We start from the raw sequence: 16,439 nt of genomic DNA on the forward strand, positions 1-16,439 counted from the left end.
AAAAGTCCTCAACGAGAAACTGGGAGCACAGCTTGGAGAGGTCGAACGGCTGAATCGCCGACTTCAGGCCATCAACAAGGAGCTGGAAACCTTTTCCTACTCCGTCTCCCACGACCTCAAGGCCCCCCTTCGCGGGATGGATGGTTTCGCGTGCGCCCTGCAGGAGGAGTACGCCGACCGGCTCGATGACGCGGGCCGTCACTACCTCGACATGATCTGTGGCTCTGCCCGGCGGATGGGGATCCTGATCGACGATCTCCTCAAATACTCCCGGTTGGAACGGCGGCCGATGCACTGGGAGTCGGTCGACCTGCAGCGGCTGATTCAGGATCTGATCGCGGAGCGTCAGGTCGAGATCGACAGGCGGGGCATCCGGATCGATCTCAACCTGCCATTCCACCAGATCGCCTGCGAGCGGGAGGGTTTCCAGCAGGTCCTGGCCAATCTGCTGGACAACGCCCTGAAGTTTACCCGTACGACGGCTCAGCCCGCCATCACGATCCGGGCCGAGGAGGGCGAGGCCGAGCGGGTGCTACAGGTGGCCGATAACGGCATCGGCTTTGACCCCAACTACCAGGAAAAGATCTTTGGCATCTTTCAACGCCTGCATGCCCAGGATGAGTACGAGGGGACAGGAATCGGCCTGGCCATTGTGAAGAAGGTGGCGGAGCGTCACGGCGGCCGGGCCTGGGCCGAGAGCGAGCCGGGTAAAGGGGCGACGTTCTACTTTGCAATTCCCAAGCAAGAGGGAGGGCTAGGGGTATGAACGAACGATTACTGACGATCCTGCTGGTGGAGGACAATCCGGTCGATCTGGAACTGACCCTTCGAGCCCTTCGGAAGCACAATGTCTCCAACCCGATTGCGGTAGCGCGTAATGGTGAGGAGGCCCTGGACTATCTTTATAAACGGGGCCGGTTTGCCGCCGATGCCCCCATCCCTGGGCTCATCCTCCTGGACATTCGTCTGCCTAAAGTGGACGGAATTGAGGTCCTCCGGGAGATCAAGGCGCACCCCGTCTACCGCACGGTCCCTGTCGTGATGTTGACGACATCGCAGCAGGAGGTGGACATCCGGACGAGCTACGAGCTGGGCGCCAACTCCTACATCGCCAAGCCGGTCGATTTCGATAAATTCCTGGAGGTCATCGGTCGCATTGATCTGTACTGGCTGCTGACCAACATTGCGCCGCCTGCGGCTCAGGCAACTCCGAAGGACCGTAGGCCGAGTGGGGAGGGTCCTGGTGGATAGCATTCGAATCCTCTATATTGAGGACGACCCGGCGGATCGCGAGTTGACGCTTCGCCACTTGCGTCAGTATGCCCCGGAGATGGAGGTCCAGGTTGTCGGCACCGGCCGGGAGGCGCGAGAGGTTATGGCGAGTCAGCGGTTTGACCTGGTCCTGTTAGACTACCGTCTCCCCGATGTGGATGGCCTTCAGCTCTTGCGGGAGTTCCTGGCCGATGCCCCGAATGTTCCGGTGGTCATGGTGACAGGCAGCGGGGATCATGAGGTGGCGGTCGCAGCGCTGAAACTGGGGGCGAGCGATTACGTGGTCAAGAAGCCCGGCTACCTGGACCGCCTGCCGGCCGCGATCCGGGAGGCATTAGGCCGATTCCAACAGGAGCGGAGTCGCCGGGCCTGTAACCTTCGGATCTTATACGCTGAGCACGAGTCCGCAGACTTGGACCTCACCCTGCGCCGCTTGGCGGCCGATGCCGTCCACCTGACGGTCGAGACGGCCACCACTGGGTCGGATACCCTCCGTACGCTCGAGTCCGGCAGATACGATCTTCTCCTGCTTGACTACCGGATGCCAGGAATGAATGGCCTGGAGATTCTTCAGGCAATGCGGGAGAAGGGGATTCGCCTGCCGGTGGTGATGATCACCGGCCACAGAGACGAGGAGACCGCCGTTCAGGCCATGAAGCTCGGGGCAATGGACTATATTGTCAAGCGGGAAGGGTATCTTACCCAGCTTACCTCCAGCATCGACAGAGCCCTTGCTCAGTGGGCCCTTCGCGAGGAGAAGGAGGCCCTCCTCGTCGTGAGGGATATCGCCAGGGCGATCGCCCTGACCCTTGATCTGAAAGACATGTTGCAGCTAGTGGCCTGCGCCGCGTGTAGCCTCCTGAGGGTGGATCGGTCCCTGCTCTGTCTCCTCAGCGAGGATGGCGCCGAGCTGGTCCCCGCCGCCTGGCACGGCTGGTCGGCCGAGGCGGCCACCCACCTCCGCTTTCGTGTGGGTCAGGCTATTCCGGGTCAAGCGGCTGCCCTGCGCCGGACGGTCAGTGGGTTGGATAGTCTACCGGAGGCTCTCGCTCGTGAGGGGGGAACCACGCGTGAAGGGATGACAGTGGTGTCAAGGTTGAGCGTGCCGCTTGTGGCCCATGACCGGTTGCTGGGCGTCCTGAGCGGCGCGGCTACAGGGCCGCCGCGCACCTTCCGCCCCTTGGATGAGACGCTTCTCGGCGACCTCGCCGCGTTCAGCGCCGTGTGGATCGAGAACGCTCGCCTGTATGAGAACGTTCGGCAGGCGGCCCGCCAGTTGGAGGCGAAGGTCGAGGAACGGACGAGGGATCTCGCATTGGCCAACCAACGGCTCGAGGTGGCCTCCCGCCACAAGTCGGAGTTTCTGGCCAACATGTCGCATGAATTCCGGACGCCGTTGAATTCCATTATCGGCTTTTCCGAGATCCTCAGGGACCCGGAGTTTGGCCCCTTGACGGAGAAACAAGCGCGGTTTGCGCAGAATATTCTGTCGAGCGGGCAGCACCTGCTGGTGTTGGTCAATGACCTCCTGGATCTCTCGAAGGTGGAAGCAGGTAAGATCGAGTTACGAGCCGAGATCTTCGAGTTCCGCGAGGCCGTACAGGCCGCTGTGACGGAAATCCAGTCCCGGGCCGACCGAAAACAGCTTTACATTGAGCTGCGTGTCGATGAGGCGCCGCCGACCCTCACCGCCGATCCCGTCCGCTTCAAGCAGATCCTGTTGAATCTCCTCTCCAATGCTGTGAAGTTTACGCCCGATGGGGGACGGATCACGGTCACCGCGCGCCGGGTGTCGAGCGTGGAGCGTGGAGCGTTAGGCGTTGGTTCCCATCTCTCCGGAGATTTCGTAGAAATCGCCGTCGCCGATACCGGGATCGGGATCAAACCGGACGACCTGCCCAGCCTCTTCCAGGAGTTCACCCGCCTCGACACGGCGATCGCCCATCGCGCCGAGGGGACCGGGCTTGGCCTCGCGCTGACGAAAAAACTCGTCGAGCTGCACGGCGGGGCCATCACTGCCACCTCGCCCGGCGAAGGGCAGGGCAGCACCTTCACCGTCCGGCTTCCTCTCACCCCCTTCTGAAGAGCCTGGACCTGGCGACTTGAAGACGGCACGGCATACAAGACAACCCTGATCCCGGGGAACTACGCAGAGGGGTTGATTCTTGATCTCTTGACGGCAGCCGGGTATGATGGCTCGAAGACGAAAGCTTCCACTGATCTTTTACGGGAGTGAGATACGGATATGCAAATCGCTCAGATGTTCTCCAAGTCGCCACGGCTGCTTATCGTAGATGACAATGAACAGAACATCGAGCTACTGACGGCCCTGATGCAGGTCGAGGGGTACGAGGTCGTAGCGGCCGCCGACGGTCTGGAGGCCCTGGCCCAGGTAGCCGACTCGCCTCCGGATCTGATTCTGCTGGATATCATGATGCCGAAGTTGGATGGCTACTCGGTCTGCCGGCGTCTGAAAGAGGAGGCATCAACCCGCTTAGTGCCTGTCGTGTTGCTTACGGCTCTCGGAGAGGAAGCCGCTCGGATCCAAGGGATCGAGGCGGGGGCCGACGACTTCATTACGAAGCCATTCAGCCGGACGGAACTGAGGGCCCGCGTCCGCTCGCTGCTCAGGCTCAAGACCTATACCGACGAGCTGGAGCACGCCGAGACCATGTTGCTGGCGCTGGGCCGAACGGTGGAGGCGAAAGATCCGTACACCCGGGGCCACTGCGAGTGTCTGGCGGCCTATTCGGTCGCTCTGGGGAAGAGGCTGGGCCTGCCGGCGGAGGATCTGACCGCGCTGGATCGAGGGGGGACCCTGCACGACCTGGGGAAGATCGGAATCCCGGATGCGATTCTCCTGAAACCGACGGCTCTCAGCGAGGCGGAGTGGACGATCATGCGCGAGCATCCGCTGATCGGCGAGCGGATCTGTCTGTCGCTCAAGTCGCTGCAGAGGGTTCTACCGATCATCCGCCATCATCATGAACGATGGGATGGGAGCGGCTACCCGGACGGCCTCGCGGGCGAGGCGATCCCCGTCACAGCGCGTATCTTGCAAGTCGTCGATATCTACGACGCGCTGACGACCGCACGACCATACAAGCCTGCCCTGACGACTCAAAGAGCGTGCGATATTCTCCGGGATGAGACGGCGCGCGGCTGGCGCGATCCTGACGTAGTATGTGCGTTCATCGAGCTGGTCGAGCGCGGCGCGCTGCCCGCAATCGCACGAAATGGATCGTAGATCCGGTATCCGCATCTGAATTGCCATGTTGCGCATCAAGAACTGGAGCATCCGCACTCGGGTGCTCCTGGCCTTTGTCGGAGTACTGGTCCCCTTTTTGGGATTCACCGGAATTACGGCGCTTCATTTCGGCACCCTCATGCGCTCACACATGCTGGTTCAGGAGCAGGCAACCGTCCGTCTGAAACGGGCGTCCGATATGATGGCAGCCATCGATCAACTGATGCTGGCAACGGTAGACTTTGCAGCCAGTAAAGATCAGCGGGAGCGGCAGCGGATCAGCGCGCACCTAACGCATCTTGAAGAGGCCTTCAGCACGCTGAACAACGCTCCATTTCAGGTGCCTGAGGAACGACAACTGGTCGATACACTGGGAGGTCTGGTGCCCCGCATGGAAGCGCTCGGTCGGGAGATAGTGACTGGTATGCCATCCCAGCCACATCGTGATGTGCCCGCCATGGTGAGCGCGCTGGATCGTTTACATGATCAAGCAGATGCGACGCTGCATCATCTCATGGATATCCATACGCAGGAAGTCGATGAAGCGATCCGAGACGTCTCCGAGATGGGCCATCAGGTGATATTCATCACATTCGTCACACTCATCGTAAGTGGGTTGGGGGTCATAGCCATCAGTATCCCGTTGGCTCACTGGCTGAACCGGCCCATCCGAGCCATCGCGCAAGGGAGTCGTCGGCTGGCTGAGGGCGATCTCTCCCAGCGTGTGGAGGTGAGCAGTGGAGGGGAGCTTGGGAAGGCGGCACAGGCCTTTAACGCGATGGCTGAACGGTTGGAACAGTCAGCCGTCGAGAACGCCAGGCTCTACGATGCTGCGCGTCAACGCGCCAAACGGATCGCGGCTGTCAATCGACTGACCAAGATCATCAGCGCCTCCCTCGATATCGGCGCAGTCTATGAGACCTTCGCTGAGGAGTTGAAACGGTTTATCCCCTACACTCGGATGGGGATTGTGCTTTCCGAGGACTCAGGCACACGACTCAAGCTCTTTCAACTTGCGGGCGATCGATTGAGTGAGGCGCCGATCGGGATGGTGTGGTCGAATGTGGGAGGGACCGGTGTCGAGTGGGTGATGTTCCACGGGCGCCCTCATTTTGAGCAGGATCTTGCGACGGCTCGGCGGTTTATCGAAGATGAGGCCCTGCTGAAAGAAGGGATTCGCTCTACCGTTCGCCTCCCGTTGATCGTGCAAGGGCAGGTCGTCGGCGTCCTCTTTCTGGACGATGTCGCGCCCGGCCGCTACACCGAGCGCGATCTTGAACTGCTCGTTCCGCTCGGGGAGCAGTTGGCCATCGCCATTGAAAATACCGGGCTGCATAGCGAAATGGAACGGAGAGTAGAGGAGCGAACCATGGCGCTCAAGCAGACGCAGGCTCAGCTCATCCAGTCGGGGAAGTTGGCCGCCGTAGGGACGCTGGCGGCCGGGGTGGCCCACGAGTTGAACCAGCCTCTGATGGTCATTCGGGGTTATGCCCAGGAACTGCTCTGGGACAAGCGGATCGGGGACGAGGAGATGCGTGACGATCTGCAGCGGATCGAAGCACAGACGACCAGAATGACGGCCATCATTAACCATCTCCGCGACTTCTCACGCGAGTCGAAGGGGAGACGAGAAGTCACAGACCTGAACCAGGTCGTGAAGGACTCGCTGACCTTCCTCGGTCAGCAACTCAGGACTAAAAACATCGCCGTTGTCCAGGAGCTTCACCCCGCGCTTCCACCGGTCCGGGCCGATCCGCTGCAGATCGAACAGGTGCTCCTGAATCTGATTACAAACGCTCGGGACGCCATAGAGGGAGCGGAGCTTGGGACCATCACTGTTCGCACCGAGCTCGCATCCGACAGCCGGATCGCCCTGAGCGTCACCGATAGCGGCCCCGGCATCCCGGAAGACATCGGACCCAGGATCTTTGACCCCTTTTTCACGACGAAAGAGGTCGGCAAAGGGACCGGCTTGGGACTGAGCATCTGTCATGGGATCATCGAGGAGCATGGGGGAGAGTTGACGATGGAGAGTCCGGTGGCTGATGGAAAGGGCGCGCGATTTACGATTATCTTGCCACACGCCCTCCGGGATGATAGTAAGGGTAATCGGACATGATGAACGCGCGCATTCTGCTGGTCGATGACGAGCCGGAGATCCGCAGACTGCTGTCGCGTCACCTCCGGCGGCTGGGATATACTGTGCGGGAAGCCGAGGATGGCGAGGCGGCGGCGGCATTGGTGAAGGAGGAGATTCCGAATGTCGTCATCACCGACATGGCCATGCCTCGCCTGGGCGGGCTGGGGCTGCTTGAGAAGCTTCGGAGCGTGGACCCCGATCTCCCCGTCATCGTGCTCACCGGGCACGGGTCGTTCGACAACGCCATCGCGGCGATGCGACGGGGGACGGTCTTTGATTATCTGCTCAAGCCGCTCTCCGATCTCACCCTGCTGGAGGTAGCCGTTGCTCGGGCCGTGGAGATCGGGAAGCTGCGCGCCAGGGCCCGCGAGGCGGATCAAGTCGCTGCCATCCGGGAGTTGGCGGTGACCGCAAGCGATAAGATTCTGAATCCTCTGAATATCATCAATCTGAGCGTGGAGCGGCTCATCCTCGAAGGGGTCTCATCGGAAGCCAAGGCCAAAGCCGTAGCGAACATTGAGGTGGCTGTCGAGACGATCACCAGGATCGTCCGGCAGATGCGCACGGTGGTACGGTACACGCCTCGCGAAGTCGTTCCCGGTCTCCGGGAGATCGACCTCGATCAAGCCACTGGAGACAAATGAGAAAGCAGCTTGGCCAAATTCTGGTCGACGCGAAAGTCATTGAGCTGGAACAGCTCGAACAGATTCTGAAGCTACAGGCTCAGATTCGGCTGCCGCTGGGGCAACTGCTGATGAGCCAGGGGTTGGCCACAGAAGAGCAGATCGCGACGGCGCTGGCGGCGCAGCTCACGATCCCGTACGTCCGTCTGGCGTCGGCTATCGTCGAGCCGAAGGCTCTTGATGTGGTTCCTCGTGCCATGGCCGAAAAGTATACGATCTGTCCCCTCTCCCTGGAAGAGAAGGCGCTGCTCCTGGTGATGGCCGATCCGCTGAATCTGGAGGCCATCAAGGATGTAGAGTTCCGCGCGTCTCTTCGGATCCGGCTTGCCATCTCGACACCGACGGAGATCAAAGACGCTATCGCCCGCTGTTATGCCTTTGAGGAGTCCTTGGGCCCCATGGTCCGCAACATCGAGAACGGGGCGGAGGTCAAACTGCTGCCATCGACCGAGTTATCGGAGACTGATGGGGTGTTGGACCTGAAGAAAAGTGAGACTACGCCGGCCGTCAAGATGGTGAATCTTCTGATCAGTGAAGCGATCAAGGCGCGCGCCAGCGATATCCATATCGAACCCGGCGTCAGCGAGGTGACCGTCCGGAACCGGGTGGATGGTATCTTACGGGATACGCTTATCATGCCCAAGTGGATTCATGCCGGGGTGATCTCTCGGCTGAAGATCCTTGGCGGGCTTGACATTGCGGAGCGGCGCCTTCCCCAGGATGGCCGGATCAAGGTCAGATACGGTGAGCGTACATTGGACCTGCGGGTCTCCACCCTCCCGACCCATTGCGGGGAAAAGGCGGTCCTTCGATTACTCGATCCGGTCCGAGATCTGCTCAGTCTGGAGCACGTGGGGCTGGAACCGATGCAGCGCCAGCTCCTTGAAGCGGTCCTGGTGCAGCCCCAGGGAGCGGTTCTGGTGACCGGCCCCACCGGGAGCGGCAAGACCTCGACGCTATATGCGGCGCTCTCTCGCCTCAAGTCGCCTGGGATCAATATCGTGAGCATCGAGGACCCGATCGAGTTTCAGATCAAAGGGATCAACCAAGTCCAGGTAAATGAGCGGGCGGGGCTCAGCTTTGCCTCCACCCTCCGCTCCGTCCTGCGCCAGGACCCGGACGTCATCATGGTGGGGGAGATCCGGGACCACGAGACCGCAGAGATCGCCTTCCAGGCTTCACTGACCGGTCATCTGGTGTTCAGCACGCTGCACACGAACGACACCATCGCGGCGATCACGCGCCTGCTGGACTTAGGGATTGAGCCGTTCCTGGTCGCCTCTTCTGTCTCACTTATTATAGCCCAGCGGCTGATGCGGCGCCTCTGTCGTCACTGCCGCGAGGCGTATCAGCCCTCCGACGACATTGTGAGACGGCTGAGACTGACGGATGCCCCCGCTGCCGTGTTTCGGGGGAAAGGATGCCCTGCGTGCCAGGGGAGCGGCTTTCTCGGACGGGTTGGAGTGTACGAGTTCCTGCCCATCGATGCCGCCATGCGCGAGTTGATCGCCCAGCGCGCCTCCGAGGCGACCTTGCGGCGGGAGGCCAACGCCAGAGGATTTGTGAGCCTGATTGAGGCGGCGGTCGTCAAGATCCGCGCGGGACTTACCAGCCCGGACGAGGTCCTTCGGGCTATCCTGGGAGACGAAGGCGTCCAGAACCGCTGCGGAAACTGCGGCGAGAAGATTGAGGCTACCTTCACAAGCTGCCCTGCCTGCCGGGCGGTTCTGAAACCGAGGTGTCCATCGTGTCGTCAGGATCTACTGCCGGAGTGGAAAGCCTGCCCCTTCTGTTCGACGCCTGTTGTAAGCCCGATCGAACGAACGGAGACCGCCCTTGAGGTCGCGCCACCTCCTCCCGGGAGTAAGCCTGTTGTAAGCCCGATCGAACGACAGATGAAGATCCTCGTAGTAGACGATGAGGAGGACGTGAGGCGGATCGTGGCGATCGCGCTCCGGCAACTTCCTTTTCCGGCCGAGATCCTGACAGCCGGCAATGGTATGGAGGCGCTGGAAGTGGTAGAGGCCGAGCAGCCAAGTCTGGTGATTCTGGATCTCATGATGCCCAAGATGGACGGGTTTGAGGTCTGCCGTCGCCTCCGGGAACACGTCAAAACCGCCTTCATCCCGATCCTCATGCTGACCGCCCGGGGAGAGAGCGAGACCAGGACCAAGGCATTCTTGATCGGGACGGACGATTATCTGATGAAGCCGTTCGAGATCAACGAACTGAACGCGAGGGTGGGACGGCTCGTGCGCCGCACCTATGGAGTGTAGGGGCATGCGGGAATCGGACGATCTGCATCCGGTTCAGCATGAGGCAGGGTGGACCGCCAACCGGCAGTGGACTGAGGAGCGGGATCGCCTGCACGCCGTCCTGGAAGCCACCTCCGACGGGATCGCGCTGTTTGACTACGAAGGTCGGCTGCTGCTCGCCAACCTGGTGTTCCGTAAGTTCTTTGGAGTGATCCCCGAAGGATTGGCGCATGAGGATCCGGCTGCGACCCTTGTATTCCTGAAATCCCGGGTAAAGAACCCTGCCGAGTTTGAGCGAAGCTTCCGGGGGCTTCTGCTGCATCCTGAGACGACGGAACGCGATACGATCGAGCTGAAGCTCCCTTATCCGCGTGTCCTGCTACGCATACGCACCCCGGTACGGGATGAGGCGAGAGCCGTGATCGGGCACGTACATACCCTTCGGGATGTGACCGTGGAGCGGGAGATCGCGCAGATGAAGTCGGAATTTGTCTCCACCGTCTCGCATGAGTTGCGGACTCCCCTTACTTCTATTAAAGGCTCCCTGCAGCTTATCATGGGGAACCCGCAGGAACTGCTCCCATTTCAGCAGGAGTTGCTGGCGATCTGTCTGAGGAATGCCGATCGTCTGATCCGCCTCGTCAGCGATGTCCTGGACCTCTCCAGGATCGAGGCCGGAAAGCTCACGCTGAAGCTATCCGATCAGACGGTACCGCACCTTATCGAGCTCGCCTTGGCGAGCGTCAGCGAGTTGGTGAAGGAGCGACGGGCCGTCATCGATGTGAACCTGCCTCCGGACCTGCCTCCGGTTTACGCCGACCAGGATGGGATTGTGCAGATCCTGACGAATCTCTTGAGCAATGCCATCAAGTTCTCCGGACCTGCAGGGCGCGTACGCGTTGTTGCGGAGCTCAGGCGCGTCGCCTTGGATGATGAGGGCGCAGCACGCGGTCGGCGAGGCGTGGTGCAAGCGATCGCCATCAGCGTAATCGACCAGGGTCGAGGCATCGCGCAGGAGGATCTTGATACGTTATTCGTACCTTTTCACCGATTGGATCGTTCAGCCACGCGGGAGACCACTGGGACCGGCCTGGGCCTGGCCATCTGCAAGGGGATTGTCGAAGAGCACGGGGGCCGGATCTGGGCTCGCTCGGAGGGGCTCGGTCTTGGGACGACCGTCACGGTCCTTCTCCCCATGGAAGGACCGCCCAGGCGCCATCTACTCCTGGCCGATGACGACCTGTTGTTCGTCAGCCTCCTCACAGAGGTTTTCAGGTCTGCAGGCTACCTGGTCACAGCGGCTTCGGATGGAGAGGCGACCCTACAGATGATTGAACAGGCCGTACCGGATCTGTTGATCCTGGATCTGTTGCTGCCTCGAGTAGATGGGTGGGGGGTCATGAAGATTCTCCGGGCGAAGGCGACGACACGAGACCTGCCGATTCTGGCCGTGACCTCCCTGGGCGCGTCTGATGCCGAGCGGACGCTTGCCCTTGGAGCGGACGATTACCTGAGCAAACCGATCTCCGCCTCAGTCCTGATCGACACGGTCGGTCGCCTCATCGCCGGAGCTGAGCGCCGGCGGCGAGACGCCGAGGCGGAGAAGGCAGCCGAACAGTTGCTGAAGGCCCGATCCACTGCCGATGAGGAGGCTGAACGGGTTCGCCATCGCATCCTGATTGTCGAGGACAACCCGATTAATCTGGAACTGATGATGGAGCTGCTGGAGCATGGGGGGTATGAGATTTACACCTGCGGTGACGGGCAAGAGGTGATGCGGCAGGCCAAGGCGCATCGGCCGGACCTCATCTTGCTCGATATCAACCTGCCGCATATTGACGGCTTGACACTTGCTCGGATGCTTAGAGAGGACCCGGAGACCGGACTCATTACGATTGTTGCGGTCAGCGCCTACTCCGTGGCCGGGGACGAGGAGCGGATACGCCAGGCGGGATGCGATGGGTTCATTCCTAAGCCGGTCGATACCAAGGCCTTTCTTCAAACGATCTCGACGTTTCTCGATCGCGAAACAGCCCAATAAGGGCGACCAGGTGGATCACCCCTCCGATGCGACAATAATTGCCGGCTCCCCCACCTCTTAATTTGTCCCTCTACGTCTCCTGCCACTCTCTGAGCCGCTGTCTTGTATTGATCGCTCGGATGAACCCTTCCTGAAGCTTCCTTGACAGTGACAAGGGTGCTTTCTATAATCGAACGCATCTGAGCCTGTCCTGCAAACCCCTTACTGTGCTTCGACAGGCTCAGCACGAACGGGAAACCGTCAATCGTTTCAATGCCCATACCGTTCACCCTGAGCATGTCGAAGGGTAAACGGGTGTTTACAGGATCGGCTCATCTGATACCTGGAGGCTCTATGGAAGAACACAATCCGTTGGTGAGCGAGCGGATGCGGAAGCTGGCGGAGCTTGAAGCATCCGGCGTCGACCCGTATCCAGCCCGGTTCCGTGTTACCCATCTCGCGGCTGTTTTGCAGCGGGAGTATGCAGGTCTCTCTGAAGAGGGGGACGCGGGGGCTCCTCAGGTATCGATCGCCGGGCGCCTGATGTCCGTACGGGGTCATGGGAAGGCGACCTTCGCTCATCTCCAGGACGGTTCCGGGAGGATTCAGATCTACATCGTTCGGGATACCGTCGGTTCCGAGACATACGACCTCTGCAAGAAGCTGGATGTCGGCGACTACCTGGGGGTGGAGGGCCAGCTCTTTCGAACACGGACAGGGGAACTGACGGTGCGGGCCAGGACGGTTCAGCTCCTGTCGAAGTCGCTGCGCCCGCTGCCGGAAAAGTGGCATGGGCTGACCGACGTGGAGACCCGCTTTCGCCAGCGCTACCTGGATCTTCTTGTGAATCGCCAGGTGGCCGACGCCTTCAGGAAGCGCAGCCGCCTGATTGCGGAGATCCGCCGCTTCCTTGAATCGAGGGAGTTCCTGGAAGTCGAGACCCCCATGATGCAGTCGATGGCCGGCGGCGCCATGGCGCGTCCCTTTATGACACATCACAACGCCCTCGACCTCACGCTGTATCTGAGGATTGCGCCTGAGCTATACCTGAAGCGGCTGGTAGTCGGGGGGTTCGATCGGGTCTTCGAGATCAACCGAAACTTCCGCAATGAGGGTATCTCCACCCAGCACAACCCCGAGTTCACGATGTTGGAGTTTTATCAGGCGTATGCCGACTACGAGGATCTGATGGCGCTGACGGAGGAGATGCTGGCTCACCTGGCCAAGGAGATCACGGGCGATCAGCAGGTAAGCTATCAGGGGCAGCGGATTTCCTTCGCTCCACCCTGGCCGAAGCTGGCGCTGGAAGAGTCCCTCGTCAAGTTGGGCGGACTCGACGCAGAGGTCCTCAAGACAGAAGAGGGCGTGAACGCGATGGCTGGACGTCATGGCGTGAGCATTGCGCCGGGTTGGGGCAGGGGGAAGGTGATGGCCGAACTGTTCGACACGTTGGTGGAGCCGAAGCTCGTCCAACCCACGTTCATCATCGATTTTCCCACGGAGCTTTCGCCTTTGGCCAAAGCGAAACAGGGGGAGCCGACGAAGGTTCAGCGGTTTGAACTGTTCGTAGCCGGGATGGAAATCGCCAATGCCTACTCTGAGCTGAACGATCCCCGCGAGCAGCGCGCCCGCTTTCTTGATCAGTTGCGGCAGCGGGATCAAGGTGATCTGGAGGCCCATGGCCTGGATGAGGATTTTCTGCGCGCATTGGAGTACGGGATGCCGCCGACGGCCGGCGAAGGGATCGGCATCGACCGGCTGGCGATGCTCCTCACCGACTCCTCATCTATTCGCGATGTCATCCTGTTTCCCCTTCTGAAGCCCGCCCAAGGCGAACCAGGCGGTATCGATGCCGTTTGAGCTGTTCGTAGGACTTCGGTATCTAAAGGCAAGGCGAGGACAGGCGTTCATCTCCCTGATCACGCTGATCTCTATCGGCGGCGTCGCCCTCGGCGTTATGGCGCTCATTGTCGTCCTGGCGGTGATGAGCGGGTTTGAGCGTGACCTTCGGAGCAAGATCCTCGGAGCCAATGCCCACCTCTGGATCGTACGCTATGGAGATCGAGGGATCGAGGAGCCGGCTCAGACGCTCGCGCGGGTTCGTGATGTTCCGCACGTGGTGGCGGCCTCGCCCTTCACCTACCACCAGGTAATGCTGAGCACGGGTCGAGGCGCGGGAGGGGCGGTCCTCCGGGGCATCGATCTTGACTCCGCGCAGGAGGTGACGGCACTGACCAGGAGCTTCACCGAGGTCGATCCGGCGCGGCTGAAATCGCCGGCTGAGGGAAGCGGATGGCATCTGGACCCCGAGGGGATCATTATCGGGCGGGCCCTGGCAACGAATCTCGGGGTGGGCCTTGGCGGACGCGTGAATGTGATTCCTCCCTTCGGCAATGTGCTGACCCCGTTCGGGCTTGCGCCGCGCATGCGAAGTTTCACCGTGGCCGGGATCTTCGAGATGGGGATGTATGAATACGACAGCGCCCTGGCCTATATTTCCGTTGCGGCGGCCCAGCAGTTCTTCCAGATGGGACAATCGGTGACAGGGATCGAGGTGAAGGTAGACGATCTCTACAGGGCGAAGGAGGTGGGAGCGGAGATCCAGCGTCGCCTCGGGTTCCCGTACGTCGCGAGGGATTGGATGCAGTTGCACCGTAACCTCTTTGCCGCCCTGAAGCTGGAAAAGATTGCCATGTTTATCATCCTGACAATGATCGTGCTGGTGGCCGCCTTTAACATCGTCAGTACCCTGATTATGAAGGTGATGGACAAGGGGGCGGAGATCGGCATCTTGAAGTCGATCGGCGCCAGCTCCAGGAGCATCATGTTGATCTTCATGGTGGAGGGGGTGGTGATCGGGCTTGTCGGCACCCTGTTGGGGACTGCGGGGGGCGCGATTATCTGCAAGCTGCAGGAGACCTATAAAATCGTCAGGCTTCAGGGCGACGTCTATCTGCTGGATGCCGTCCCCATCCTGATGAAAGGGACCGATCTGGCGCTGATCGCCTCCTCGACGCTGGTCCTAAGCTTCCTCGCGACGCTCTACCCTTCCTGGCGAGCGGCCAGGCTAGACCCGGTCGTCGCGATCCGTTATGAGTGAGTTCATCAGGGCAGATGGCGTCTACAAGTCGTTTCAGATCGATGGCGGAACGGTCGAGGTCCTGAAGGGTGTCAACCTCAGTATTGAAAAGGGAGAATTCATCGCAATCGTGGGACCGTCAGGAGCCGGCAAGAGTACGTTTCTGCATCTGCTCGGCGCCCTGGACCGTCCGACCGCAGGTGAGATTTTCTACGAGAATGCCAGCCTTGGCCGGATGGACGATGGGCAACTGGCCGGCTTTCGCAACCGGACTGTCGGTTTTATCTTCCAGTTCCACCATCTGCTGCCGGAATTTAGCGCGTTGGAGAATGTCATGATGCCGCTGCTGGTGGCGCGCCGGAATCCGTCACAGGCGCGGGAGATTGCCGTATCCCTGCTGAGGGAGGTGGGGCTCGAGCCCAGGCTCTCGCATCGCCCTTCTGAACTTTCCGGCGGGGAGCAGCAGCGAGTCGCTATCGCCAGAGCCCTGGGCGCCTCGCCCAAGGTCATTCTCGCAGACGAACCGACCGGAAATCTTGATACCAAGACAGGCGATGCGACCTTTGAATTGCTCCATCGGCTGAATCGAGAACGCGGCCTCACCTTTGTCATGGTGACACACAATGAGAAGTTGGCCCATCGGTCGGATCGGATCATCACAATATTAGATGGTCGAATTGTAGAGAAGGCTTGAAATTCTGAAACGATCGGCTATACTGAAGGCATTAGTCATACTGGAGCGCTGAAGAGAGGGAGCGAGGAGATGTTCGAGCGATTCACAGAGCGAGCCCGCAAGGTCATTATTCTGGCCCGGGAGGAGGCGATCCGCCTTGGGCACAACTTCGTCGGCACCGAGCACCTGCTGCTCGGATTGATCCGCGAGGGCGACGGACTCGCGGTCGCAATTCTCAAGAAGCTGAACGTGAACATCTCCGCGGTGAAGGGAGAGATCGAGAAGATCGTCTCGGTCGGCTCCGAGTTCAGCCCGGCCGGTGAGATCCCCTTTACCCCGCAGGCAAAGAAGGTCCTGGAATACGCCATCTCTGAAGCCAGATCACTCGGACACAACTATATCGGCACTGAGCACCTGCTGCTCGGGTTGATCCGAGAGGGCGAAGGGATCGCATCCCTGGTCCTGAGGGACTTCGGTGTCAGCGTGGCCGCGGCCAAGGCGCAGGCCCAGGAGTTACTGGGCGAGCAGGCCTCCAAGCCCACGACCTCGACCAGGACACCCGCGCTGGATGAGTTCGGTGTGGACCTGACCGCGATGGCGCGTCAAGATCGGCTGGATCCCGTCATCGGCCGTGAGACGGAGATCGAGCGAGTCATCCAGATTCTCTCGCGTCGGACAAAGAACAATCCGGTCCTGATCGGGGAGGCCGGCGTGGGGAAGACCGCCATTGTGGAGGGGCTTGCCCAACGGATCGTGGCCAGCAACGTACCCGAGACCCTCCTCAGAAAGCGGGTCGTCCAGCTTGACCTCGCCGGCATGGTGGCCGGGACCAAGTATCGCGGTCAGTTCGAGGAGCGGTTGAAGGCCGTCGTCAAGGAGATTCAGCAGACACAGAGTATCATCCTGTTCATCGATGAGTTGCACACATTGGTGGGCGCCGGCGCCGCAGAGGGCGCGATCGACGCGTCCAGCATGTTGAAGCCGGCGCTTGCGCGCGGGGAGTTGCAGTGCATCGGCGCCACGACACTCGACGAGTATCGCCGTCACATTGAGAAGGACCGTGCGCTGGA

General features: G+C 60.7%; 12 protein-coding genes. All 12 read left to right on the plus strand.

Features of this window, described 5'->3' with window-relative positions; translation table 11 throughout:
* Nucleotides 1–766 (plus strand): GHKL domain-containing protein (locus tag KGL31_05780; protein ID MDE2321414.1); only part of this gene is annotated, 766 nt, incomplete at its 5' end.
* Nucleotides 763–1,251: a response regulator gene (locus tag KGL31_05785; protein MDE2321415.1), complete on the plus strand. Its 489-nt coding sequence runs from the start codon at nucleotides 763–765 to the stop codon at nucleotides 1,249–1,251. The genes KGL31_05780 and KGL31_05785, both read left to right, overlap by 4 nt.
* Nucleotides 1,244–3,355 carry a response regulator gene (locus KGL31_05790; GenBank protein MDE2321416.1) on the plus strand — a complete coding sequence of 704 codons (2,112 nt, stop codon included), beginning with the start codon at nucleotides 1,244–1,246 and terminating at the stop codon, nucleotides 3,353–3,355. The genes KGL31_05785 and KGL31_05790 overlap by 8 nt, the downstream gene beginning before the upstream one ends.
* Before the next feature lie 162 nt (nucleotides 3,356–3,517).
* On the plus strand, nucleotides 3,518–4,519 hold the full coding sequence (locus KGL31_05795; GenBank protein MDE2321417.1) for a response regulator: 1,002 nt from the start codon (nucleotides 3,518–3,520) through the stop codon (nucleotides 4,517–4,519).
* A 25-nt stretch (nucleotides 4,520–4,544) separates the two neighbouring features.
* On the plus strand, nucleotides 4,545–6,638 hold the full coding sequence (locus KGL31_05800) for a GAF domain-containing protein (GenBank protein MDE2321418.1): 2,094 nt from the start codon (nucleotides 4,545–4,547) through the stop codon (nucleotides 6,636–6,638).
* Nucleotides 6,635–7,303, plus strand: coding sequence for a response regulator (locus KGL31_05805; GenBank protein MDE2321419.1), 669 nt, complete (start codon nucleotides 6,635–6,637; stop codon nucleotides 7,301–7,303). Before KGL31_05800 ends, KGL31_05805 begins: the two co-directional genes overlap by 4 nt.
* Complete coding sequence (gene tadA / locus KGL31_05810) at nucleotides 7,300–9,618, plus strand: Flp pilus assembly complex ATPase component TadA (GenBank protein MDE2321420.1); 2,319 nt, start codon at nucleotides 7,300–7,302, stop codon at nucleotides 9,616–9,618. The genes KGL31_05805 and tadA overlap by 4 nt, the downstream gene beginning before the upstream one ends.
* A 4-nt stretch (nucleotides 9,619–9,622) precedes the next feature.
* Nucleotides 9,623–11,638, plus strand: a complete 2,016-nt coding sequence (locus KGL31_05815) for a response regulator (protein ID MDE2321421.1) — start codon at nucleotides 9,623–9,625, stop codon at nucleotides 11,636–11,638.
* 333 nt (nucleotides 11,639–11,971) lie between these two features.
* A complete protein-coding gene (gene lysS / locus KGL31_05820) occupies nucleotides 11,972–13,477 on the plus strand; it encodes a lysine--tRNA ligase (GenBank protein ID MDE2321422.1) in 1,506 nt (501 codons plus the stop codon).
* Nucleotides 13,467–14,717 carry a lipoprotein-releasing ABC transporter permease subunit gene (locus KGL31_05825; GenBank protein ID MDE2321423.1) on the plus strand — a complete coding sequence of 417 codons (1,251 nt, stop codon included), beginning with the start codon at nucleotides 13,467–13,469 and terminating at the stop codon, nucleotides 14,715–14,717. The genes lysS and KGL31_05825 overlap by 11 nt, the downstream gene beginning before the upstream one ends.
* Nucleotides 14,710–15,390, plus strand: coding sequence for an ABC transporter ATP-binding protein (locus KGL31_05830; protein ID MDE2321424.1), 681 nt, complete (start codon nucleotides 14,710–14,712; stop codon nucleotides 15,388–15,390). The genes KGL31_05825 and KGL31_05830 overlap by 8 nt, the downstream gene beginning before the upstream one ends.
* Nucleotides 15,391–15,459: 69 nt before the next feature.
* Nucleotides 15,460–16,439 (plus strand): AAA family ATPase (locus KGL31_05835; protein ID MDE2321425.1); only part of this gene is annotated, 980 nt, incomplete at its 3' end.

This window comes from Candidatus Methylomirabilota bacterium (assembly GCA_028870115.1).
Taxonomy (GTDB): domain Bacteria; phylum Methylomirabilota; class Methylomirabilia; order Methylomirabilales; family Methylomirabilaceae; genus Methylomirabilis.